20 protein-coding genes are annotated in these 22,457 nt (G+C 30.7%); 7 read left to right on the plus strand and 13 right to left on the minus strand.

Features of this window, described 5'->3' with window-relative positions:
• Positions 1–572: 572 nt before the first annotated feature.
• A complete protein-coding gene (locus ACFQ1R_RS15065) occupies positions 573–1,808 on the minus strand; it encodes an ABC transporter permease (RefSeq protein ID WP_379927099.1) in 1,236 nt (411 codons plus the stop codon).
• Positions 1,809–1,816: 8 nt separating this feature from the next.
• Between ACFQ1R_RS15065 and ACFQ1R_RS15070 the strand changes: the two genes are divergently transcribed.
• Together ACFQ1R_RS15070 and ACFQ1R_RS15075 are read left to right on the plus strand one after the other, a co-directional pair.
• Entirely contained in the window at positions 1,817–3,091 is a 1,275-nt protein-coding gene (locus tag ACFQ1R_RS15070; protein ID WP_379927100.1) for an exo-beta-N-acetylmuramidase NamZ family protein, read from the plus strand.
• A gap of 4 nt (positions 3,092–3,095) precedes the next feature.
• Entirely contained in the window at positions 3,096–4,175 is a 1,080-nt protein-coding gene (locus tag ACFQ1R_RS15075) for a serine hydrolase domain-containing protein (RefSeq protein WP_379927101.1), read from the plus strand.
• A gap of 38 nt (positions 4,176–4,213) precedes the next feature.
• Here the strand turns inward: ACFQ1R_RS15075 and ACFQ1R_RS15080 are convergent, their stop codons facing one another.
• A complete protein-coding gene (locus ACFQ1R_RS15080; protein ID WP_379927102.1) occupies positions 4,214–5,044 on the minus strand; it encodes a sterol desaturase family protein in 831 nt (276 codons plus the stop codon).
• Between the two features lie 87 nt (positions 5,045–5,131).
• On the minus strand, positions 5,132–5,650 hold the full coding sequence (locus ACFQ1R_RS15085; protein WP_379927103.1) for a YkgJ family cysteine cluster protein: 519 nt from the start codon (positions 5,648–5,650) through the stop codon (positions 5,132–5,134).
• Between the two features lie 51 nt (positions 5,651–5,701).
• Here ACFQ1R_RS15085 and ACFQ1R_RS15090 point away from each other — a divergent pair, with 51 nt between their 5' ends.
• Positions 5,702–6,403: a class I SAM-dependent methyltransferase gene (locus ACFQ1R_RS15090; protein WP_379927104.1), complete on the plus strand. Its 702-nt coding sequence runs from the start codon at positions 5,702–5,704 to the stop codon at positions 6,401–6,403.
• A gap of 24 nt (positions 6,404–6,427) precedes the next feature.
• Here ACFQ1R_RS15090 and ACFQ1R_RS15095 read toward each other — a convergent pair whose 3' ends face one another.
• The 3 genes from ACFQ1R_RS15095 to ACFQ1R_RS15105 all read right to left on the minus strand — a co-directional run bounded on the left by ACFQ1R_RS15095 (position 6,428) and on the right by ACFQ1R_RS15105 (position 11,893).
• Positions 6,428–7,009, minus strand: a complete 582-nt coding sequence (locus ACFQ1R_RS15095) for a DUF1287 domain-containing protein (protein WP_379927105.1) — start codon at positions 7,007–7,009, stop codon at positions 6,428–6,430.
• A gap of 49 nt (positions 7,010–7,058) precedes the next feature.
• Positions 7,059–8,798 carry a TonB-dependent receptor gene (locus ACFQ1R_RS15100; RefSeq protein ID WP_379927106.1) on the minus strand — a complete coding sequence of 580 codons (1,740 nt, stop codon included), beginning with the start codon at positions 8,796–8,798 and terminating at the stop codon, positions 7,059–7,061.
• Between the two features lie 62 nt (positions 8,799–8,860).
• Positions 8,861–11,893, minus strand: coding sequence for a tetratricopeptide repeat protein (locus tag ACFQ1R_RS15105; protein ID WP_379927107.1), 3,033 nt, complete (start codon positions 11,891–11,893; stop codon positions 8,861–8,863).
• 220 nt (positions 11,894–12,113) lie between these two features.
• Here ACFQ1R_RS15105 and ACFQ1R_RS15110 point away from each other — a divergent pair, with 220 nt between their 5' ends.
• A complete protein-coding gene (locus ACFQ1R_RS15110; protein ID WP_379927108.1) occupies positions 12,114–12,797 on the plus strand; it encodes a cell division ATP-binding protein FtsE in 684 nt (227 codons plus the stop codon).
• 2 nt (positions 12,798–12,799) lie between these two features.
• On the opposite strand, the gene ACFQ1R_RS15115 is transcribed toward ACFQ1R_RS15110, so the two are convergent.
• Complete coding sequence (locus ACFQ1R_RS15115; protein WP_379927109.1) at positions 12,800–13,627, minus strand: 2OG-Fe(II) oxygenase; 828 nt, start codon at positions 13,625–13,627, stop codon at positions 12,800–12,802.
• A 66-nt stretch (positions 13,628–13,693) separates the two neighbouring features.
• On the opposite strand from ACFQ1R_RS15115, the gene ACFQ1R_RS15120 reads away from it, so the two are divergent.
• Positions 13,694–14,581, plus strand: coding sequence for a glycosyltransferase family 2 protein (locus ACFQ1R_RS15120; protein ID WP_379927110.1), 888 nt, complete (start codon positions 13,694–13,696; stop codon positions 14,579–14,581).
• Positions 14,578–15,522 (plus strand): glycosyltransferase family 2 protein, encoded by a 945-nt coding sequence (locus ACFQ1R_RS15125; RefSeq protein ID WP_379927111.1) that lies wholly within the window; start codon positions 14,578–14,580, stop codon positions 15,520–15,522. The genes ACFQ1R_RS15120 and ACFQ1R_RS15125 overlap by 4 nt, the downstream gene beginning before the upstream one ends.
• On the opposite strand, the gene ACFQ1R_RS15130 is transcribed toward ACFQ1R_RS15125, so the two are convergent.
• Entirely contained in the window at positions 15,505–15,903 is a 399-nt protein-coding gene (locus tag ACFQ1R_RS15130) for a sugar 3,4-ketoisomerase (protein ID WP_379927112.1), read from the minus strand. The two genes, ACFQ1R_RS15125 and ACFQ1R_RS15130, sit on opposite strands and share 18 nt — an antisense overlap.
• 2 nt (positions 15,904–15,905) lie before the next feature.
• Positions 15,906–16,982 (minus strand): glycosyltransferase, encoded by a 1,077-nt coding sequence (locus ACFQ1R_RS15135; RefSeq protein ID WP_379927113.1) that lies wholly within the window; start codon positions 16,980–16,982, stop codon positions 15,906–15,908.
• A gap of 57 nt (positions 16,983–17,039) precedes the next feature.
• Between ACFQ1R_RS15135 and ACFQ1R_RS15140 the strand changes: the two genes are divergently transcribed.
• Positions 17,040–18,182 carry a glycosyltransferase gene (locus ACFQ1R_RS15140; RefSeq protein ID WP_379927114.1) on the plus strand — a complete coding sequence of 381 codons (1,143 nt, stop codon included), beginning with the start codon at positions 17,040–17,042 and terminating at the stop codon, positions 18,180–18,182.
• Here ACFQ1R_RS15140 and ACFQ1R_RS15145 read toward each other — a convergent pair.
• Genes ACFQ1R_RS15145 through ACFQ1R_RS15160 form a run of 4 tightly spaced genes read right to left on the minus strand, consistent with a single transcriptional unit; the run spans position 18,179 to position 22,413 of the window.
• On the minus strand, positions 18,179–19,012 hold the full coding sequence (locus ACFQ1R_RS15145; protein ID WP_379927115.1) for a phytanoyl-CoA dioxygenase family protein: 834 nt from the start codon (positions 19,010–19,012) through the stop codon (positions 18,179–18,181). The two genes, ACFQ1R_RS15140 and ACFQ1R_RS15145, sit on opposite strands and share 4 nt — an antisense overlap.
• Entirely contained in the window at positions 19,005–20,282 is a 1,278-nt protein-coding gene (locus tag ACFQ1R_RS15150; protein WP_379927116.1) for an O-antigen translocase, read from the minus strand. Before ACFQ1R_RS15150 ends, ACFQ1R_RS15145 begins: the two co-directional genes overlap by 8 nt.
• Before the next feature lie 41 nt (positions 20,283–20,323).
• Entirely contained in the window at positions 20,324–21,427 is a 1,104-nt protein-coding gene (locus ACFQ1R_RS15155; protein ID WP_379927117.1) for a DegT/DnrJ/EryC1/StrS family aminotransferase, read from the minus strand.
• Positions 21,424–22,413: a GNAT family N-acetyltransferase gene (locus ACFQ1R_RS15160; protein ID WP_379927118.1), complete on the minus strand. Its 990-nt coding sequence runs from the start codon at positions 22,411–22,413 to the stop codon at positions 21,424–21,426. Before ACFQ1R_RS15160 ends, ACFQ1R_RS15155 begins: the two co-directional genes overlap by 4 nt.
• Positions 22,414–22,457: the final 44 nt, after the last annotated feature.

Consider the following 22,457-nt stretch of genomic DNA (forward strand, 5'->3'; position numbering starts at 1 on the left):
CAGAGCGCTACGTGTCGTCGCCAATAGAACCATAATTGGTTGTGTAACTTAATACACTTTAGTAGTTTGAATTTTAATTACTACAATTTTCAATACTCTTTCAAAGAACTTATGATGCAAAGATAAAAGTTATTTTGGATTTACCAAACAAAAAAGCAAAAAATATAACTATGGGTATAAAAATAATACTTAAAAATATTCTTAAAGAAATATAAATATTTATATTTATGTTAAAAAGAGTAACTGTTACTTGAAAAATATATACTCATTTTAGCCATTAGTCGATTAATTACAGGTGCTTTTTAGGGGTTTTGTTCGAGTGTTGTTCGACATTCCTTCGAGTCTCCTTCGTAAAAACCCTTATTTTACGAAGGAATGTGGGAGAATCCTCGAAGGAATGTCGAACCTGATATGATGGGTATTCATGTATTTCATCGATTATTTATTTGTTTTCTTACGTCATTGCGAGTGAAACGAAGCAATCTGTTTATTGTTACTACTGTATCATAAGATTGCTTCGTTTCACTCGCAATGACAGTTAAAAAGATATAGCTAAAGGCATCTCCTTGATGCTACTCAAACCTTATGGCCTTTACGGGCGATATTTTGGTGATGATGTACGAGGGTATTAATAGCATAAGTAAACAAAGTATTAGCGTACCTACATTTAAGGCAATAATGTAACCCATACTTATGTACACTGGTGCTTCGGTTACGTAATACACACTAGGGTCTAACGGAAATAGTTTAAAGTATTTTTGTGCAAATAAAATGCTTAAACCTATTAAATTACCCCAAAAAAGACCTAGTAATATTAGGTAACTAGCGTTGTATAAAAACAGTTTACGAATGCTCCAGTTGTTACTACCTAAGGCTTTTAAAACACCTATCATTTGGGTACGTTCTAATATTAATACCAGTAGTGCGGTTATCATGTTTATACCTGCCACTAGTATCATAATACCTATGATGCCGTATATGTTTTTATCAAAAATGTTTATCCACTCAAAAACCGATGCGTATTTATCTGTTATGGCTTGGGTATTAAAAGTTGATGGTGTGTTGTGGTATATTTCAATGCTTTTTGTAGAAAGTTGGTCGTAATCGTCTATAAACACTTCAAAATTGCCAATTTGGTCGTCTTTCCATTTGTTTATACGTTGAATATGGCGGATATCGCCCAAAACGTATTGTGCATCTAAGTCTTGAAAACCTGAATTGTAAATACCAACAATGTTGTAAGTTATTATGTTTGGCAGCTTTTCTGGGTCGTCTTTTGGGAATACCATTTGAAAGGTTTCGCCCACTTTAAAACCAAGTCTATTGGCTAGGTATTGCGATATTAATACATCTTCATTTCTGCCTTTGGTGTAATCTGGCAGTTTACCTGCTACTAGAAATTCTTTAAAATACGTCCAATTATAATCGGCGCCAACGCCTTTTAAGTAAGCACCTTCAAAATCTGTTTCGGTTCGTATAACACCAAATTTTGAAGCAACGGCTTGTATGTGATTTACACCTGCTACCGCTGTAAACTTTGGGTAAAACTTTTGTTTTTTTGATATGGGCGATATGCTTTCTTGCGATGCATTACTATCAAAACTTGAAATAGTTATGTGCCCATTAAACGCCACTACTTTATCGCGTATTTTTTGTTGCAAGCCAATACCCGTAGCTATGGCAACTAGCATCACCACTATACCAATAGCAATTGCTGCAATGCCAATTTTTATTATTGGTGCCGATATACTACTTTTATACGCTTTACTACCAATAATGCGTTTAGCTAAAAAAAACTCGTAATTCAAAATACCGTATGCAATTTAAAGTTTTCAAAAATACAGTTTTATTATTTGTTTTGGTAATGATTTCTTGTGGAAACATTTCAAAGTCTGAAGACGGAAGACAGAATAAGGAAACCAAGAATCAAAAATCAAGAATCAAAAATCAAGAGCCAAATACCCAAAACCCTAAAATGCTTGTAGCTGCTAACCAAACGGATGCTTATTTACCTTTGCTAAAAGGAAAACGTGTTGGTATTGTTGCAAACCAAACAAGTGTAATTTTTAAAGTAGGAAGTAATAAAGTTAAAGGTAATTATACGCATTTGGTTGATTCATTAATAACTTTAAAGGTAAATATTAAAACCGTATTTGCACCCGAACATGGTTTTAGAGGAACAGCCGATGCTGGCGAACATATAAAAGATGGTATTGATACTAAAACAGGCGTGCCTATTGTATCGCTTTACGGTGATAATAAAAAACCTAAACCTGAACAGCTTAAAACAATTGATATCATGGTTTTTGATATTCAAGATGTTGGCGCACGGTTTTACACCTATATTTCGTCGTTACACTACGTTATGGAAGCTTGCGCAGAAGCCAATATACCTTTGTTGCTTTTAGATAGACCAAACCCAAACGGGCATTACATAGATGGTCCAATTTTAGAAATGGAAAACAAAAGTTTTGTTGGTATGCACCCAATTCCTGTAGTTCATGGCATGACAATTGGCGAATATGCTAGCATGATAAACGGTGAAAAATGGTTAAAAAATGGTGTACAATGTGAATTGAAAGTCATTCCTATTAAAAATTATTCACACCAAATGGCGTATAGTTTACCTATAAAACCAAGTCCGAATTTACCAAACGACACTTCTATAAATTTATACCCTAGTTTGTGTTTTTTTGAAGGCACAAACGTAAGCGTTGGTAGAGGTACAAACACACAATTTCAGGTTTTTGGAAGTCCGTTTTTAGATAAAACAACATTTAAATATACCTTTACCCCAAAACCAAATGAAGGTGCAAAACAACCGCCTTTTCAAGATAAGATGTGTTATGGCATGAATTTGGTTAATGCTAAAAACTTAAATAGTGTAAATTTAAATTGGTTAATTTCAGCATATAAAAACACTAAAAACAAAGCAGAATTCTTCAACGCCTTTTTCACTAAATTAGCCGGCACAAAAAAACTACAACAACAAATTGAAGCTGGTTTAAGTGAAACTGAAATAAAAGCTACATGGCAACAAGGCTTGGATGCATTCAAAAAAACTAGAAACAACTATCTTATTTATAAATAACATAATGAAACGAATTATTGCTTCTATAATGCTACTTTTAAGTGCTATAGGATTTACCCAAACCACCGAAAACCCAAACCTAGCAAAAACAAAAACTGCAAAAAAACTAGCCAAAAAATTTTTAAGAAAACATGGCATTATGGGCATGTCTATTTCTGTTTCTAAAAAAGGCGAACTAATATGGTCTAAAGGTTTTGGCTTTTCAAACAAAAAACCAAGAACACGTGTAAAAACAGATACAACTGTTTTTAGAATTGCTAGTATTTCCAAATCTATTACAGCAGTTGCTTTAGCTAAATTGGTTGATGAAAAAGCCTTAGAACTAGACGCTAGTATTTACAAATATGTACCCGATTACCCAAAACAAGATTATGATATTACCGTGCGCCAACTAGGTGGTAATATAGCAGGTATTAGGCACTATAAAGATAATGACGAATATGCCTTAAACAAAAAAATGAGTATTACCGAAGGTTTAGATTTGTTTAAAAACGACCCACTTTTATTCAAACCTGGTACGCACTATAACTACAGCTCGTTTGGATTTGTTTTGTTAAGTGAAGTAATGCAAAAAGTTAGTAATACACCTTTTGATGCTTATGTGTACGATGCTATTTTTAAACCGTTAAACATGACACATTCCTTAATGGATGTATCGGATGCTACAGTGCCAAACTTAACCCAATTTTATAGAAGTTCGGTATTAAAACACCCCGTAATTGCAAAACCTGTAGCTAATGAATATAAAGTTGCAGGTGGTGGTTTTTTATCTACTTCAGAAGATATTGTAAAGTTTGGTAACGAGCTTATATATCCTAAAATAGTATCAAAAGAAGCTATAAACGAAATTACAACCTCTCAACGCTTAATTACTGGTGAAAAAACAGGATATGGTATTGGGTTTTCTTCTGAAACTTCAAAAAATGGTACGCCTAAATACTATCATACGGGTGGTGGCGTTGGTGCTTCTTCTATATTATTAATTTACCCTGAAGAAGAAATTGTTATAACCGTTTTAACCAATTTAACAGGTGTTTCTATGACCGATTTTGGCAATGAACTTGAAAATGTGTTTTTAGATTAGTTGTTAGTAAAATTAACTTTTTACTTTTAACTTTTAACTTAATCAACAATAGTAGGCTTTTTATACTTTTGAAACGGTTGCTTCAACAAATCTTTAATATTGCTATTTTCTTTTTCATCTGGAAACACATCAACACCATAAACTAATTGGTTTCTATCTAAAGTCATGTACGTTCCAAATAGTCTATCCCAAACCGAAAATATATTGCCGTAATTTGAATCGGCATAAGGTAGTACGTGATGATGATGTACTTTATGCATATCTGGAGACACTAATACATAACTTAAAGCAGCATCAACCCTTTTAGGCAGTTTAATATTGGCATGCGTAAACTGTGTAGCTACTACCGACATAGATTGGTATAATAGCACAATACCCATAGGCGCACCAATAACCACAACACCAAGTAGTGTAAATGCAAAACGAATAACACTTTCTAAAGGATGATGGCGGTTTGCTGTTGTTGTATCTACCTTATGGTCTGAATGATGCACCAAATGTACCATCCAAAGCACTGGTATTTTATGCTCTGTAAAATGTGGTAAATAGGCTCCAAAAAAATCCATTAAAAAAACACCTAAAATAATATACAACCAAAGTGGCATATCTGGTAGCCAATTAAGAATACCAAAATTGTTTGCCATAACCCAACTAGCCGATTCAAACAATAAAAAAGCCAATATAAAATTGATTATAATAGTGGTTAATGTAAAAAACAAATTAGGAATAGCATGTTCCCATTTTTTATAATTGAATTTGAATAAAGGAACCGAACTTTCTAATAGCCAAAAAAAAGTAAGTCCGCCAACTAAAATTAAGCTTCGGTGTGCAGATGGTATGGTTTCAAAATAATTTAGAAGTGTTTCCAATTGATGTGTTTTTTTGAATTAAATATAACTAAAAAGCTTCAAAGTTTTATAGTTACTACGCATAGACTGCAAAACAGCAACAATAAATTAAACTTTAATACGCTTCTTCATTTCCTCTACAATATTATAAGCTGCAGGACACATTTCAACATTCTTCAAGGTTAAATTAGATATTTGCTGAAACTTTTTTCTATCGGTATGCGGAAATTCTCTGCATGCTTTTGGTCGTACTTCATAAATAGAACAATAATTGTCTGCGCCTAAAAAAGTACATGGTACACGTTGCAGCACGTAATCATTATCTTCATCAATTCGCAAATATTGAGCTATAAACTGCTGTGTTTTCATTCTAAAATGCTTTGCAATACGCTCAATATCTTTATCGGTAAATAATGGTCCGGTAGTTTTGCAGCAATTGGCACAATCCAAACAATTGGTTCGCTTAAACTCTGCATCATGCAATTCTTGCATAACATAATCTAAGTTTTTAGGCGGTTTACTTTTTAGCTTCGCAAAGAATTTTTTGTTCTCGTTATGCTTATCTTTGGCGAGCTTTGGAAGGTTTTTTAGAAATTGTTCCAAGTTGTTTGTTTCAGGTTTACACATCAAAAATATAACTTTTAAACCTGAAACTTTTTAAACTTTAAACTTTTTATTTTGAAAGATTTATTTGGAAAAGCGTTGTTAGATTACCAAAACGGAAACTATACCGAAGATATCATCACATCTACCAACATATCTGAAGAAGATGAGTTACCACTTCCCTACTTATTTCGTAGTTTTAAAGATATGCCTAAACTGGAACAAAAAGCATTAAAATTAACAAAAGGCAAAGTATTAGATGTTGGTTGTGGTGCTGGTAGCCATAGTTTGTACTTACAAGAAAAGGGATTTAAAGTAAAGGCTATCGACATATCAAAAGGTGCTATTGAAGTTACTAAACAACGTGGTGTTTTACATGCCGAAGTAAAACACATTCTAAATGAAACCGAAACCTTTGATACAATTCTTTTATTAATGAATGGCACAGGCATTTTTCAAGAATTAACGCAAGTTTCGAAATACTTAAAGCACTTAAAAAGTTTGTTGCAAACTAACGGACACATTTTAATAGATTCCTCGGATATTAAATACATGTATGAAGATGAAGATGGTGGTTTTTGGATGGATATGAATTCAACTTACTATGGCGAACTTGATTACTTTTTAAGCTATAAAGGTGAAGATGAAAACCCAATGAAATGGTTGTATCTAGATTTTGAAAAACTTCAACTAGCTTGTGAAACTGTTGGACTTAAATGCGAATTAATTGCTGAAGGCGACCATTTTGATTATTTGGCTAGATTAATTCCTGCGTAGGCAGGAATCTTTTTGAATTGATACTTAATTTTTAAAACGATAATGTCCAATAATCTTAAAATTGAACAAACAATCTTCTAAAACTTGACCTGCACCAATATTATGAACAATCAAATGCCGCTTTCCGTCATTAGATTTTTTGTTCACTACAATTCCAATATGTGTTATCGCACCACCTAAATTCCAGCAGACTATATCACCAGGTATATAGTTTTTAGGATTGTTCGTTATTGGTTTATCTGCCTTTTTACGTTCAAAATAAGTCATTAAATTAGGAACGCGTCTATGGTCAATATTCTTATCGGTAGTTTTTAGTCCCCAAATTTTTGGATATAAACCAAAGTTGGCTTTCATATCTTCGTGTACTTCTTTTTGTAAATCTATACCCATTTTTCTGTAAGCTCTAATAACCACATCTGTACAAACACCTTTGTTTGATGGCACATCACCGTTTGGATATTGAATGGAAAAATAACTTGAGTCATAAATAACGTCCTGTTTTGTTAATTCTAAAGCAGCATCTGAAAGTGTTAAACTCTGAATTCCGTTTTGTGAAATACAAAAATTAAAACAAAAACATAGAACTATAAAGAATAACCTTTTCATTGAATATGCATTTCAATTTGAAAGATTCCTGCTTTCGCAGGAATTTATTTTAGAAATCAAACTTATAAGTAGCTCCAGCTAAAAACTGTGCACTTTGTACTGGGTAATTTTGCCATTTTTGATAACCTTGATTTGCCATATTATTTGCCTTTGCAAAAATAGACAGTTGGTTATTTACATGATAGCCTACGTGTACATTGGCATCAAAATAGCTATCTAAATCTATTTCTGTAGATACAATTCCCATAATATTATCATCTACACTTAATAAATCTTTACGCTTGCCTACATAAAATAAATTAGCACCTGCAAACCACTTTTCGCTTATTTGATAATCTAAAAACATAGAGCCTTTAAAATCTGGTAAATTCCATGCTTCAGCTTGGTCGTCGGTTGTATAACTAAATGTTTCGCCTTTTAATGCCAACTTAAAATTTCTGTTCACATCTACATTTATTTCACCTGAAAGTCCTAAAGTTTTAACATCATCATACACAACGCCAAATGAGTTTCCGTATTGATAATCTTCAGCATTTAGCATATCAAAGGATGTTATATTATTTATAAACAAGGCTTTACTTCTATCGGCTAAATAACGTCCACTAACGTTGTAACTTACATTACTGGTAACTTTTCCTTTTAAGCCAACGTATGCATTATAAAGTTGATCTGTTGGTGTAATAGACAGTGTTGGCGACACAAACGGGTTTTCATTAGCAAAACCATAGTAAGAATTTTGTTTTAAATCACCTTGAATACCACCATAGGCAATTAACACATCGTTCACCAATCTGTAGGTTGCTGTAATGTTTGGGTATAAATAAATTTTACTATCGTTGGCTTCTCTATCATTCATATAAAATAATGAAACGCCTAATTGTAGGGTTAAATCATCTTCAATCAATTCATAAGTTGGTGAAATGCCTACTTGAATATTACCATAATTTATTTCGGAATTTGTATTATAACCATTTGCAAAACCGCCACCTAAATAATCAACAACTACATTTGTTGCAATTTCATAATCATTAATTGGCACATCTACTTTACCTTTAAAAGTAAATCTGTTTTCGCCCGAACCTTGATTATCGCCAAAGCGTCTAAACAAAAAACTTGCTGAATTAATATAAGTGTCTTCAAAAGTAATATCGCTACCAAAATGGGCATCAAAAAAGGAATGATTAACATCTAAAGTATTTGTAAATGCTTCATTATTGGCATAATTTTCTGGAAGTCCATACCAATTATAACGTTGGTATCCAAAACCAGCTTCGGCGTTCCATGATAAATCGCGTAAACGTGATGCGTAGTTTATATTTATTTTTGAATCTGAAAAATTATCATCTAAAAGCACATTTTCAATACCACCGCCAGAGGAATGATGACTTATGTAAGTTCCAAAACTTTCATTACGGTTAATGGCATGATTTAAATATACATCGCCCAAAATGGTAGTGTAAGTACCAACACCTAACGTTGCATAATTATCATATAACTTGATGGGTTTTGCTTTATCAACAGTTGCTGCTTTTCCTTTTGCTGGTGTGAATGTAGAAGCTACAGGAAACGAAAAAATATTGTATTTAATTTCTTTTTTTGCTTGCGTAGTTTCATCATTTGTTGATGGTACTTCTTTCACTTTAAAAGCATCGGAAATGGTTGGCGTGTATGGTTTTACAACGTCTATTACACCTGTATTTATAGTGTCATTCGATTTTTTTTGAGAAAAACCAAAAGCTACACTTAGTACAAAAATTGCTGATATTATATTTTTTATGTGCTTACGCATATTTCTTTATTTAAGATTTTAAACAATTGATAATTTTCAATTGACAATTGTCAATTGTTAAATTAATTTCCTCCTGCTTGAATAGACGAATTGGTTTTAGCTTCTTGTGTTTTAATTTTATTTAATTCTGCTTTAGCTTCGGTAACTACATCATTAAACTCTGTGAAGTTTTGAATAACACTTTCTAATATATAAGTTGCTTGAAAAGCATCTTTCAATGCATAAAAATTCTTTGCCATAAGTACCAAACCTTTGGCGCTGTAATATTTATACCCTGAAAAATCTTTAGCTAATTTTTTAATAGCTGTATTTGAAGCTTCAAATTTTCCATCCTTATTTTTAAAATACGCATTGTAATACAAAGCTTCTGCAGCAGTTTCGCCTGTAGCTACACTTTCTACTTTTGCGTAGGCTTCTTTAGCTTTTGTTTCATTGCCTGTTTTTATAGCAGAACGTGCAATAATAACATTGGCATCAGCTTTAATTTTATTATCAATACTTGCACTTGCTAATACTTTTTCAGCGTAGGTTACGGCTTTATTGTAGTTTTCTAATTGGTAATAAGCTTTCATTAAATTAGATTGTGCAAATACAACGTTTTGCGGAAAATTAGCTTCGTCTTCCAAACGCTCTAACAACGGAATGGCTTTATTCCAACTTTTACTTTCTAAATAAAATTGTGATAAACGCGATAAGGCTTCTTCTGTAAATTCACTTCTAGAAGTATCAACCACATATTTATAATGTGGTGCAGCATTATCCATCAATCCCTTTTTGTAATACATTTGCGCCAAGTAAAAATGCGATTGTAAGGCATGTAAACCGTTTGGAAATTGATTTATATAGCCATTAAATTGTGTAATGGCTTTATCTGTATTATTATCTAGATATTGCTTTTCGGCAGCTTCATAGGTAGCGTTGTCTAAATCGGCATCGGTAACTTCTACATATTTTAAAGTTTTCACCCAAGATGCATACTCATTAACACGACCTAAATCGATATAAATTAAACGTGCTGTCGCTACTGCTTGTACTGCTTCTGGCGTTTCTGGATAGTCGCTTGCTACTTGTTTAAACTTGGTTAAAGCCTGTTCATTTTTACCACTGTTGTAATATACCAAACCTTGTCTTAAATGCGATTTTGGTACAAATGAGCTCATTTTATATTCAGAATTTAAACGATTATACATTTGTACAGCTTTATCTGTATCGCCATTTTTTACGTAGGTATTTGCTAATTCGTACATGGCATCATCACGAAGTTTAGATTTTTGATACTCTGAAATAAACTGCTCTAATTCTTTTATTTTTTTTGAATCTTGCCCAATATAGCCTGCACTTATTGCTTTTTGAAAGAAGGCATAATCGGCATCAAGTGTACTTAACTTTATAGCATTTTCATAAGCATTGATAGCACTTTTATAGTCGCTTGACACAAAATACGCATCACCCAAACGCAAATATGCATCATTTAACCTTGTATTATCAGAACCCGTTCTTTTACTTGAGGCTATATATTGGTTGAAATACTGTGCTGTTTGCGAATAATTCTTCAACTTAAAATATGTATAGGCCAAGTTATAATCGATGTTTTTATATTCAGGTGTAGATGCTGCTACCGATTGCTGCTGAAACTGTTTAAAACTTAATAACGCATCATTATAATTACTTAAATTATAATCGGTTTCGGCTTTCCAAAAAGTTGTTCTTGCTGTAAAAGTTGCATCGCGTGGTTCTTTTAATGATGCATCAAAAAGAATTTTAGCTTCAGCATATTTACCTTCATTGTACAACTCTAAACCTCTATAAAATGCTACCTTTTGGTAAGCTGCTTTATTTTCAAAACTTTTTTTACCTTCCAATAATTTAAGCGCTTCTTTATAGTTTTTTGAAGTGATATACGAATCTATTAACAAAGTTTCAATTTCTTCTCTGTAGGTTGTTTTTGGGTATTTATCTAAATAACCTGCTAAAACTTGTGGTGCCGATTGGTATGGATTTCCAATATCGTAACTAATTTTGGCATAGTTTAAATAAGCATCTTCCTGAATTTTTAAATCGAAATCCATTTCCGAAGCATTTTTAAACGCATTTAAAGCTTCTTGTTTTTTACCAAGTTTAATATAACTTTCACCTAAATGATAATAGGCGTTTTGTGCTATTGAATTTGTACCACTTATAATTTTATTAAATTCTGAAATAGCTTTTTCAAAATGTCCTTGTTTATAATGTGCGTAACCAAGTTGATAAAAATCGGTATTACTCCACTTGCCTTTTACACCTTTATAAGCTTCTAAATACGGAATAGCTTCATCATATTTTTTTAAATTGAAATAACTTTCACCTATAATTTTTGATAGTTCTGAAACTTCATTAGCATCGCTACTTTTTAATTTTGCCTTCGCCAATTGAATTGCTTTTTCAAAATTTCCTAGTTTAAAATTCAAATCGGCTTGATAGTATGATAGTTTTTCTTTGTACTGCTCTTGGTTGCTTACTTGGTCAAAATACTTATTAGCGCTTTCATAATCATCACCTTCATAAGCCATAAAACCTATATAATATTTGGCTTGCGAACCGTATTCTTTAGAGTTTTCAACACGCGTTAAATATTGCTTCGCTTCCTTATATTGTTTACTTGAAAATGCAGAATAGCCGTTATTGAAATAAAATTTTTCTTTTTCATTTCTACCTAAACCGCTTTCATCTACTTTATCATACCACTTTCTGGCATGCGCATATTTCCCATTTTCAAAATAGTAATCGGCTACATCTACATAGGCCGTATTTCTTTTGGTACTTGTTGGGTATTCTTTTACAAAATCTTCCACCAATTGGTCGGCATTTTGTTGGTTTAAACGCACGGCGCAATTTGCTATGTAATAAGCACAATCAGACAACAAAACGGTTTCTTTAGTTTCTTTTTTTGTTTCACGAAACATGGTTTGTGCCGCAAGATATTGCTGGTTATTGTAAAGCGATAAAGCTTTTTGATACGTTGCTAAATTACTGGTGTAAGTAGCCGATTGCTGTGCCATAATTTGAAAACCAAGACTTACGGCAACCAAAAGGGAAATACTGCTTTTTAGAGTCATTAACAATTTATTTAATATTAGAATCAAAGATAATTTAATATAAACCCTATAACGCAACAATCGTGCTATAATTATAAACCGACTTATTAAAAGTTAAAAAAAGACTGAAGTTGGTTGGTAAAGAACTACGTTTTTAGAAATCTAATCAAACTTTTAACTTATAACTTTTAACTTTCAACTTTTATATAATACTTTTACAGCACATAAATTTATTTTACATATGCCTACTCCAATTTTAGAATTAAAAAACGCTTCGATATATCAAGGTGATAGTTTGGTACTTTCTAACGTGAATGTTGAAATCAACAAAGGTGATTTTGTTTATTTAATTGGAAAAACAGGAACTGGGAAAAGTAGCTTTATGAAAACACTTTATGGCGATTTACCTTTAACTGAAGGTGAAGGACATATTGTAGATTTCGATTTAAAAACTTTAAAAGAAAGTGAAATACCTTATTTAAGACGAAAATTAGGCGTTGTTTTTCAAGATTTTAAATTACTACCTGATAGTAATGTAAACGAAAATTTATTGTTTGTTTTAAGAGCAACTGGTTGGAAAGATAAAATTGAAATGAACATGCGTGTTGAAGAAGTTTTAAGTAAAGTTGATATGAAAACCATGGGTTATAAATATCCGCATGAACTTTCGGGTGGCGAGCAACAACGTGTTGCCATTGCTAGAGCCTTACTTAACAACCCAGAACTTATACTTGCCGATGAACCTACTGGAAATTTAGACCCACAAACCAGTATTGAGGTTATGGAGGTTTTGCAAGAAATAAACAAAAACGGCAACACCATTTTAATGGCAACACACGATTATGCTTTACTATTAAAATACCCAAGCAAAACCTTAAAGTGCGATGATAGTCAGGTTTTTGAGGTAGTGCAGCGCAAAGGGTAATTTTAATTTTCTTTTTTGTAAATATGAGGGTTTTTACGAATGCCTTTTTTAAAAATTTTACGTACCAACATTCTTAAATTAGCATCGAGGTCTAGTAGTATGTTTTTAAAAGTATCTTCTGGTCGTCCTCTAAATTTAGTAACATGAAATTTATCAGTTTCCTTCAAAGCTTCATCACTAAAATAATAATTTGAAATACAGCATCTACTTCTATCAACGGTTACTTTATTTACCGAATGCCAAGAAGCATCATGAGTTGCCATAACCACTAACCTATTAAACTTACTCTCTATTACAACGGGCTTCTTTTTCGGACCATTAGGCCACAATTCAAGATGTCCGCCATTTTTCAATTCCCAATCAGGAGTAATATAATAAAGTAAGTTAAGCACACGCCAACGTGCTCGTTCTGCATCATGGGAATTATCTAGATGTGGATTTAAAAAATTATTTTCTGCCATTAGCGAAAGTCCGCCTGCGTACAAAGACTCATCGGCATAAAGCGATTTTATACCACATATTTCTCCTATTAAACTCACCACTTTTTCATCTTGAAACGCATAAATAACTTCTTCTAAAAGTTTATCATGCTTATCCATTTGAGCAGAGACACATTTAAATTCGCGAATGCTTTTTAAAACACGCATTTCTGTTTTATCTGGAAATACATCAAAACAGGCTTGAGCTAAATCTTCAGGCAATAAATTATCAATATAAAAAAATCCTATTTGATTTTTAGATGCTGAATAAGATACCTTTAGTTCATCTTTTACACTATCAATTTTATCTACTATTAAATTTGAAATCTCTTTGGATGTTAAACAAGTCATAAGCCTATTATTATTCATTGCAATTTATAACCTTTTAAGCTAAAAGTTAAATTAAACATTTTAAAAATGTATTTTTATACTTTATCACAACCACCTATGCTATCTATTTTAATTCCAACTTTCAACTACAACATTGTTCCTTTAGTTAAAGAAATTTTTGAACAGGTTTCAAAATGCAACATTGTTTTTGAAATTTTAGTTTATGATGATGGTTCAAATTCTAAACTAAACATTAAAAATCAATCAATTAAACTTATTGAAAATTGTTTTTTTAAGGAATTGCCCCATAATATTGGAAGAAGTGCTATTAGAAACCTTCTTGGTACTGATGCCAAATACAAGACTCTATTATTTATAGATGCTGGAACATTTCCAAAAGAAAAAGACTTTATAAAAAATTACATTTTAATTCATAACAAGGAAGTCATTATAGGAGGCATGACCTATGGTGAAAAGCCACTTGAAAAAAAATATAAATTAAGATGGATTTACACAAAAAAAAGGGAAGCCACCAAAGGATTACATTCTTCTAATTTTTTAATTAAAAAAAGCTTATTTCAATTAAACTTATTTGATGAAACCTTAAAAAAATATGGTTGTGAAGATGTACTTTTTTTTAATAACCTACTTAAAAAAAATATAGAAATAATTAAAATAGACAACCCTGTAATTCATGAAGCAGATGATGATTGGAATACTTTTATAAAAAAAACAGATTACGCCATTGAAAATTTAATACAGTTAATTGATGAAGGCAAACTAAGTATTTCAAATTATAAAATATCCAAACTTTACATGCAACTTAGTCAATTGGGTTTAGATAAATTTGTTTCTTTACTGTTTAAATGGCTAAAACCTTTGTTGCTTAAAAATTTCAATTCTAATCACCCTTCAATATTTTTGTTTGATTTTTACAGATTAAGCTATTTTTGTTTTATAAAAAATAAGAAATGACTCCTTTTTTATCGATAGTAATTCCGTTATACAATAAAGAAACTTTTATTGCAAACACTATAAAAAGTGTTTTACAACAAACGTTTCAAGATTTTGAAATTATTGTTGTAGATGATGGCAGTACAGATAACAGTTATCAAATAGTTTCTAGTTTAGACAATGAAAAAATTACTTTAATTAAACAAGAAAACCAAGGCGTTTCGGTTGCAAGAAACTTTGGTATACAAAAAGCTAAAGCTAATTATATTGCATTGATCGATGCTGACGATATTTGGTATCCAAACCATTTATTTGAATTAAAAAAACAAATGGATTTATTTCCTGAAGCTGGACTTTATTGCAATAATTATGAAGTTTTTCATAATGAAAAAGTTTGTAAAAAAGCAGCTTTCAATTTTAGCTATGATACTGAATGTTTAATAGTGGAAGACTATTTTAAAGCCAGTATTATAAATTCTGTCGCATGGACATCGGCAATTGGCTTTTCAAAAGAAAACTTTACAAACTTGGGAGGCTTTAACACGAATTATAAAACAGCACAAGATTTGGATTTATGGATTCGGTTTGCATTAAATTATAAGGTAAGCTTCAATCCAACTATAACCATGAGCTACAAATTCTATATTGATAATAGCTTATCAAAAAACGAGAAAAACTATAATTACATTAGATATGATTTTATTAACAGCTATAATGAAGAAGCTCAAAATAATCCTTCATTAAAATTGTATTTAGATGTAAATAGGTATGCACTTGCTTTGCGTAGTAAGTTAAATGGAGATAAACAACTTTATTTAAAGGTTAAAAAAGATATTGATTTTAGTAATTTGAATTTGAAACAAAGAGTAGTTTTAATCGCTCCAAAAAGCTTACTTTTTACAATTAAAAAACTACAAATTTTCCTTTTAAAAAATCATATTTATTTAACAGTTTACAAATAGTTTAAACTCATCAAAATCTCTAATATAATCTTGTTCATCAAATACATTAGAAGCTAATACTAAGCATACTGAGCCTGATGAAAAATTATCAATTTCTCGCCAAATTCCAGATTCTACCAACAAACCCTTATTTGGTTTGTTTAATTGTATCGTTTCTGCTTCTTTTCCATTTTTAACATGCACTTCAAAACTTCCGCTTAGAGCTATTAGCAATTGATACAAGTTTTTATGAGCATGTCCTCCTCTAAAGGCATCACTTGGCACATCATATAAATAATAAACACGCTTTATTTGAAACGGAATAACGTCACCTTCAATAATTCCTAAATGCCCTCGTGGATCTGAAATTTTTGGAATATCAATAATTTTTACACCTCTCATATTTAATCAATTATTTTTCTCCATTGCATTCCAATGGTTTCTATTTTTAAATGGCTAATACTATTTACTGTATTTTGTTTTATATAATTATATAATTGTTCATTTTCAACAAGTTCATTCATGGCGTCAGATATTGCAGATTGGTTGTAATTTTCAACCAGCAAACCATTTTCCCTATTCTTTATTACTTCGCTTGGACCAGAATTACAATCTACCGAAAGTACTGGCGTGCCACAAGCCAATGACTCTATTAAAGAGAGTGGAAACCCTTCATATCTACTGGTTAAAACCGTAAATAAGGCATTTTTAACATACGGGTATGGATTTTCTGTAAACGACAAGAAAAACACATGACTTATTAATGAGGCTCTTTTTACCCTTTCTTTAATAAGTTTAACATCCTCCCCACTTCCTAAAATCAATAGCGAAATATTCTTTTTTGCTAATTTTGAATTTTTGTAAGCATCAATCAATAGGCTTAAGTTTTTTGATTGATCTTGAACTCTTCCAAAAAACAATATATATTTGTTATTTTTTCTAAAAAAAATAGGTTCATTTGCCTTTTTCATAATCCAATCAAAATCAACAGGATTATAAATAGCAATTACATTTTTCAAATCATACTGTTCTCTAATTTCATTTTTAATTTTTTTGCTTACGCAAACAATACGATAAATATCAGCATATAAAACCCTTGCTAAAAACCTGTTGTTAGGAATATAGTTTTTTATATTATAGCTATGTATTATTGGCAAAATTTTTTCCGCTTTAAATAAATACTTATAAATTATGTATTCCTTAAAGAAGACACTTCGAGGTCTGTTATCTATTATTACATCAAACTTATTTTCTTTAAAATATTGTTTTAATAACCGTAGTTTTTTTAAACCATTTTTAGAACCATTTAATGTCAATTCCACATTAAAAAGCTTACCAGCATATGTATATTTCACTACGTTTTTTGTAGTAAGAACATGAACATCGAAATTTAATTGGTCGAGTATTTGAGAAAGCATACCGCTAAACCGTTCTGCTCCACCTCTACCCAGTGAAGTTGTTACGATGCATATCTTCTTCATTTAATGGTTAGGACTTTAAATTAATTAAATACATTTGCATCAAAACTAATCATTTTAATGAAAATTTTATTGATAGGAGAATATAATTCATCTCATTACACTTTAAAAGAAGGTCTTGAAGCTTTAAATCACGAAGTTTTGGTTGTTGGTATGGGCGATGGATTTAAAAAAAGAATGGTTGATATAAACCTAAAATGGTACTTTAGAACAGGGTTTTTATCTATTATTAAAAAAATTATTTTCAGGGTTTTTCGTATTGATTTAGCTTCTGTTTTAACCCAAATACAATTCAACCATCATAAAAATAAATTCAAAAATTTTGATGTTGTACAATTAATTAATGAAAGTCCCTTTTTAACTGTTACCAAGACAGAAACTACATTATTATCATTTATTTTTAAACACAACCCAAACGTTTTTTTATTGTCTTGCGGCACAGACTATATAAGTGTTAATTATGCATATTTAAAAAAGTTTAGGTATTCTATATTAACTCCCTATTTTGAAAGTAGAGTTTCTAAAAAAGATTTTCAACATATACTAATGCGTATTGAAAAGCCTTATAAAAATTTACACGATTTTGTCTACAAAAACATAAAAGGCATCATTGCGTCCGATTTAGATTATCACATACCTTTAATTGAAAACCCAAAGTATTTAGGATTGGTACCCAACCCCATACAAATTAAAAAATTAAAAAAAATTAATTTAAATATTAATGGTAAAATTGTAATCTTCCATGGAATTAATAGAGAAAATTATTACAAGAAAGGAAATGATATTTTTGAAGCAGCACTACATATTATAGAACAAAAATATAGCAATCTTATAAAAATAATTACTGTAGAAAGTTTGCCATATAATGAATACATAACCAAATTTGATGAAGCCCATATTTTATTAGACCAAGTATATGCTTACGACCAAGGTTTTAATGCATTGGAAGCCATGGCTAAAGGCAAGGTGGTTTTTACTGGAGCTGAACAAGAATGGCTAGATTATTATAATTTAAAGGAAGATACTGTAGCCATAAATGCTTTGCCTGACGCACAAAAAATTGCCGAAAAATTAGAATGGCTACTGCTAAATCCCAATAAAATTTTGGAGATATCTAATAATGCTAGAGAATTTATTGAAAAACAACATAACTACATTGATAGTGCTAAGCTATACCTAGAAAAATGGCAATCTAAAATTTAGTTTTCCAGTTTTGGAAATCTTAATTCTAAAGCTACCCTAGTTATATTATCATTTAAATTAACTCCTGCTCCATGAATTAAATAGGGAGTAAAAATTAAAACTTCCCCCTGTTTTGGATTAGGTCTTAGCATTTTAATAGGTCTGTTTTTTGTTTCTAAAATACAGGGTACATAATAAGTGTTTCCATTTATTTTAGCACCTTTACTTTCTGTTCTTAAAATATTGTTTTCAGGAATCAAATGACTTTTAGGAAAAACGGGTAATGACGATTTTTCGTTGCAGCCAGCTATAGGCATCCAAACATTTATTATATTTTCCCAATAACTTAAATAACCATCTCTATGCGGCGGATTAATGTCTAAAGAATTTGGTCTACTAATTCTAATTTGGAGGTGTGACTTTTTTAGTTCTTCTACCCAAGATGTTAATTTATAACCCAAGATAGCACCTAATCGTTCTGCCAAAACATCAATATCAAAATCAAAATTCTCGTTTTCAAGGCTTCGAGTTACTTCTATAACTTTGTTGTGTTCTTCGTTTGTAGTTACAAATTCATGGTAATTTTCAAGTGTGAAATTCTCTTCATCAAATTCAATATTTTGCTGTTGTAAGGCCTTGATAATATTTTCTTCAATAGATTTTTTCAATTTCAAAAACTCGTCTGCTTGAAATAAATTCACAACAGCATAGCCATCTTGTTTCCATGGCATTTTGGAAATAACATTCTCTTCTTCTTTATATAAAAGCCCTTCATTTCCCCAAAAAAAATTTCCTTCTACTTGAAATTCAAATAACTTATCATCAATATATAACTTGCATATTTTATTCATAACCAAGGTTGTTTTTTTGTCTTTTAAAATAGTTCCAAACTGCTAATATTACAATAAAAAAATAAATAATGTATCTATATAAATGTGCCATCACTACACCTTCGGCTCCATAAACCACTACCAAGTATCTAGCTAATACGTAAAATAACCCCAAAGACAAAAATTCGGTAATTATAAAAGTTTTTACCATTTTTTTAGCTAAAAATTGATGCGATACTACCAATGCTGCCAACCGAATAAAATCTCCTATTAGCTGCCATTTAAACAAGGGTTCTAAGCCTAAAAAGTTAGGATAAACAACTTCTATAACCAGTTTTCTAAAAAAATAAACCAATAACATACCTAACCCAAAAAGCGGCAATAAGGTTTTATATATATATATTACTTCTTTTTTAAACACGCTACCTTCATGAATTCGAGCAAATTTTGGAATTACATACAGTGTAAATAATCCAGATGAAAACACCATGTAGTTTTTGGAAATAAAAGTCATGGCAGTCCAATAACCAGCTTCATTGGCGCTTATTTTATTAGTTATGGTTGTCCTAATATCAAGCTCTACATAATTCAATAATATGGAAGACACGAACGACATCAGGGTAAATCCTAATATTTCTTTAGCGAATGGAATTTCAACTTTTAAATTTTTAACATTAATATGTTTTTTTATAGTACTTCCAAAAATATATAAGATTACAAATAGGTGTAGAATAGGTGTTAAAATAATAGAAAACAAAACGCCTTTTAATTGATAATTGTACAAAAAAACTAACAATAGCAAGGCTGAAAGCAAATAACTGACTAACTCAATTTTAGCATATTTTTTATAATCGGACAATCCGTTAATGAGTCCACCAAAAATCATATTAATTGCTATAACGGGTGGTAAAATGGCTAAAATTTTTATCAGCTCAAGAAAATCCAAATTGCCAAACAATGATTGAGTAATCCAAGAAGCTCTAAAGAAAATAATGGTTGCCGACAAAAATGAGCCTATAAAACCAAAAACAAATGCTGTATTAAAAAACCTATTGAGCTTTTCTTTTTTTTCGGTAAATTCTGAAACATATTTTACGATTCCATTAAAAGTTCCTAATGAAGCAGTACTGGTTATAATTTGCATTAAATTTCTAATCTGCCCTATTTTTGCAATACCCACTTCACCAAAAGAAACTGCCAATACCCGTTGTATAATCAATGAAATTACAAGCCTAATAGCTATAACAATAGTATTTAAAGAGGTAATCTTTAGAATAAGGTTGCTTTTCAAAATTCTTTTAAAATTTTTCACAAAAGAGTACAAATTTCAATTTATGAATAATTGTTAATTGTTTTTATAACTTTTTCCACCTCTTTTGATGTCATTACTGGACTTATAGGAATGCTTACTATTTGATGGTGTATCATTTCCGTAATTGGCAAGGCGCTTGCTTTTAAATGTGAAAAGGCTTGCTGCTTATGTGGTGGAATGGGGTAATGAATTAATGTTTCAATATTATTTTTATAAAGAAAATCTATAAAACTTTGTCTATTTTCTACCATAAGCACAAACGCATAAAATACATGATTGCATGATTGATTATAAAAAGGAAGTTTTACTTTTTTATTTGTGATTCCTGATAAATAATGGTTTGCAATTTTGCGCCGTTTACTGTTATCTTCATCTAAACATTTTAATTTTATGTTTAAAAACGCTGCTTGAATTTCATCGAGCCTGTTGTTATTGCCAATAAAATCGTAAACATATTTAGAAGAAGTTCCGTAATTTCTCAGCTTAATAATGGTATTGTTTAAAAGTTCACTGTTGGTAGTAATTGCACCAGCATCACCTAATGCACCTAAATTTTTACTTGGATAAAAGCTAAATGCTGCTGCATTTGAAAGATTTCCCGCTTTTATACCTTGTTGATTTTTGGCACCATGGGCTTGCGCTGCATCTTCAATAAGCAATAAATTATTTTTTTTTACAACGCTGCTTATTAATTCCATTTCTGCAAGCATTCCGTACAAATGCACCACTAAAATAGCTTTTGTTCTAGTAGTTATGTGCTTTTCAATTTCTAAGACTGACAGTGTATAGATGTTAATGTCTGGTTCTACCAAAACAGGTTTTAAACCCGTTTTTTCAATAGCTATAATAGTGGCAATGAACGTGTTTGCTGGCACTATAACTTCATCATTTTTTTTTAAAACACCTAACTCTAAATATGCCTGAAAAATTAAAATAAGCGCATCCAATCCATTACTTACACCTATACAGTATTTTGTTCCACAATAATTGGCAAAGTTTTTTTCAAATGCAGCTACTTCTTTTCCAAGAATATAATGTCCTGAATTTAAAAATTCGTTAAATTTATGTTGAAACTCTAATTGAAAACGGGCGTTTATTTTATGTAAGTCTAAAAACTGTATCATAGAAAAATATCGTTTAAAATGGCATGGTTTTTTGTTTTAACTTTATAAAAGTCTTGAGTAATTGTTCTTGCGCCAAAACCTTCCTTCCAAAACTGTAATCCCTTATTTATTTGCAACCCATAATTTTCATTAGAGATTCCAAAATCAAAATATTTTTTTTCTTTAAATACCTCGTTTATTAAATATATATGCAAAAAATCCAAACTTCCTAATGAATTTTTACTTTCATCACCAGATATATATTGAGAATGTGCCACATATTTTGATTCGAAAACAGTAGTACCTGCAACAATTTTATTGTCTTTGTAGACATTAAATTGCTTGATGTTATTTGGGAAACGTCTTTTTAATAACGTCATCTCCTCAAGACTGTGTACTGGTGAAGCATTATGTTTTTTCTTTAGATTTTTTATTAAAATGTCGTTCCAAAATAATTCAAAAGTATCTTCTTCTCTAATAACTAAACCATTCTTTTCTCCTCTTTTAAATCCTTCTAATCGATTATTGGATATTTTTAACCTTTCAAATAAGTTAACTACAGATAAAGTATCTCTTTTAAGCAATTCTGCCTTTAAAACAAACATTAGATACAGAATTTCATCATTAGTATTTGTTATATAAATAGATGGAATTTGTTTTATAATTAGATTTTTAACAGATTGAGTTTCTAAATATTTGAGTATATTTTTAAAAATTTCAACAACAATTTCAAACTTCACTTCTTTTTCTAAAACCACGCCTCCATAGGTAAGCCCTTGATGCGAATAAACATCTTTTCCATTCTTGTTTGCAGGTAAAACAGCAACTAATTTATTTTTTTTATAAGCCAACAATGAAAAATCCTCAAACCTATCTGAATGATACTCCATAAAATCTCTATGAAAAAGAAATGTAGCATTTTTTGAGTTTTCAATAAAACTATTCCACTCGTCATAATAATCTCTTGTATATTTTACTATTTTATACATGGTAGATTTTTCAGACATATTTTTATATAAAACAAATATTAATAACGCTAAATAACATAATA

Source organism: Mariniflexile jejuense (genome assembly GCF_042675665.1).
Taxonomy (GTDB): domain Bacteria; phylum Bacteroidota; class Bacteroidia; order Flavobacteriales; family Flavobacteriaceae; genus Mariniflexile; species Mariniflexile jejuense.

Excerpts from the sequence above, each read along its gene's own strand:
- ACFQ1R_RS15140 (WP_379927114.1), top strand. The coding sequence starts at position 17,040 with ATGAAAATTTTATTGATAGGAGAATATAATTCATCTCATTACACTTTA.
- ACFQ1R_RS15125 (WP_379927111.1), top strand. The coding sequence starts at position 14,578 with ATGACTCCTTTTTTATCGATAGTAATTCCGTTATACAATAAAGAAACT.
- ACFQ1R_RS15095 (WP_379927105.1), bottom strand. The coding sequence starts at position 7,009 with ATGAAAAGGTTATTCTTTATAGTTCTATGTTTTTGTTTTAATTTTTGT.
- ACFQ1R_RS15135 (WP_379927113.1), bottom strand. The coding sequence starts at position 16,982 with ATGAAGAAGATATGCATCGTAACAACTTCACTGGGTAGAGGTGGAGCA.
- ACFQ1R_RS15115 (WP_379927109.1), bottom strand. The coding sequence starts at position 13,627 with ATGACTTGTTTAACATCCAAAGAGATTTCAAATTTAATAGTAGATAAA.
- ACFQ1R_RS15085 (WP_379927103.1), bottom strand. The coding sequence starts at position 5,650 with ATGTGTAAACCTGAAACAAACAACTTGGAACAATTTCTAAAAAACCTT.
- ACFQ1R_RS15145 (WP_379927115.1), bottom strand. The coding sequence starts at position 19,012 with ATGAATAAAATATGCAAGTTATATATTGATGATAAGTTATTTGAATTT.
- ACFQ1R_RS15105 (WP_379927107.1), bottom strand. The coding sequence starts at position 11,893 with ATGACTCTAAAAAGCAGTATTTCCCTTTTGGTTGCCGTAAGTCTTGGT.
- ACFQ1R_RS15120 (WP_379927110.1), top strand. The coding sequence starts at position 13,694 with ATGTATTTTTATACTTTATCACAACCACCTATGCTATCTATTTTAATT.
- ACFQ1R_RS15110 (WP_379927108.1), top strand. The coding sequence starts at position 12,114 with ATGCCTACTCCAATTTTAGAATTAAAAAACGCTTCGATATATCAAGGT.
- ACFQ1R_RS15130 (WP_379927112.1), bottom strand. The coding sequence starts at position 15,903 with ATGAGAGGTGTAAAAATTATTGATATTCCAAAAATTTCAGATCCACGA.
- ACFQ1R_RS15155 (WP_379927117.1), bottom strand. The coding sequence starts at position 21,427 with ATGATACAGTTTTTAGACTTACATAAAATAAACGCCCGTTTTCAATTA.
- ACFQ1R_RS15160 (WP_379927118.1), bottom strand. The coding sequence starts at position 22,413 with ATGTCTGAAAAATCTACCATGTATAAAATAGTAAAATATACAAGAGAT.
- ACFQ1R_RS15070 (WP_379927100.1), top strand. The coding sequence starts at position 1,817 with ATGCAATTTAAAGTTTTCAAAAATACAGTTTTATTATTTGTTTTGGTA.
- ACFQ1R_RS15075 (WP_379927101.1), top strand. The coding sequence starts at position 3,096 with ATGAAACGAATTATTGCTTCTATAATGCTACTTTTAAGTGCTATAGGA.
- ACFQ1R_RS15100 (WP_379927106.1), bottom strand. The coding sequence starts at position 8,798 with ATGCGTAAGCACATAAAAAATATAATATCAGCAATTTTTGTACTAAGT.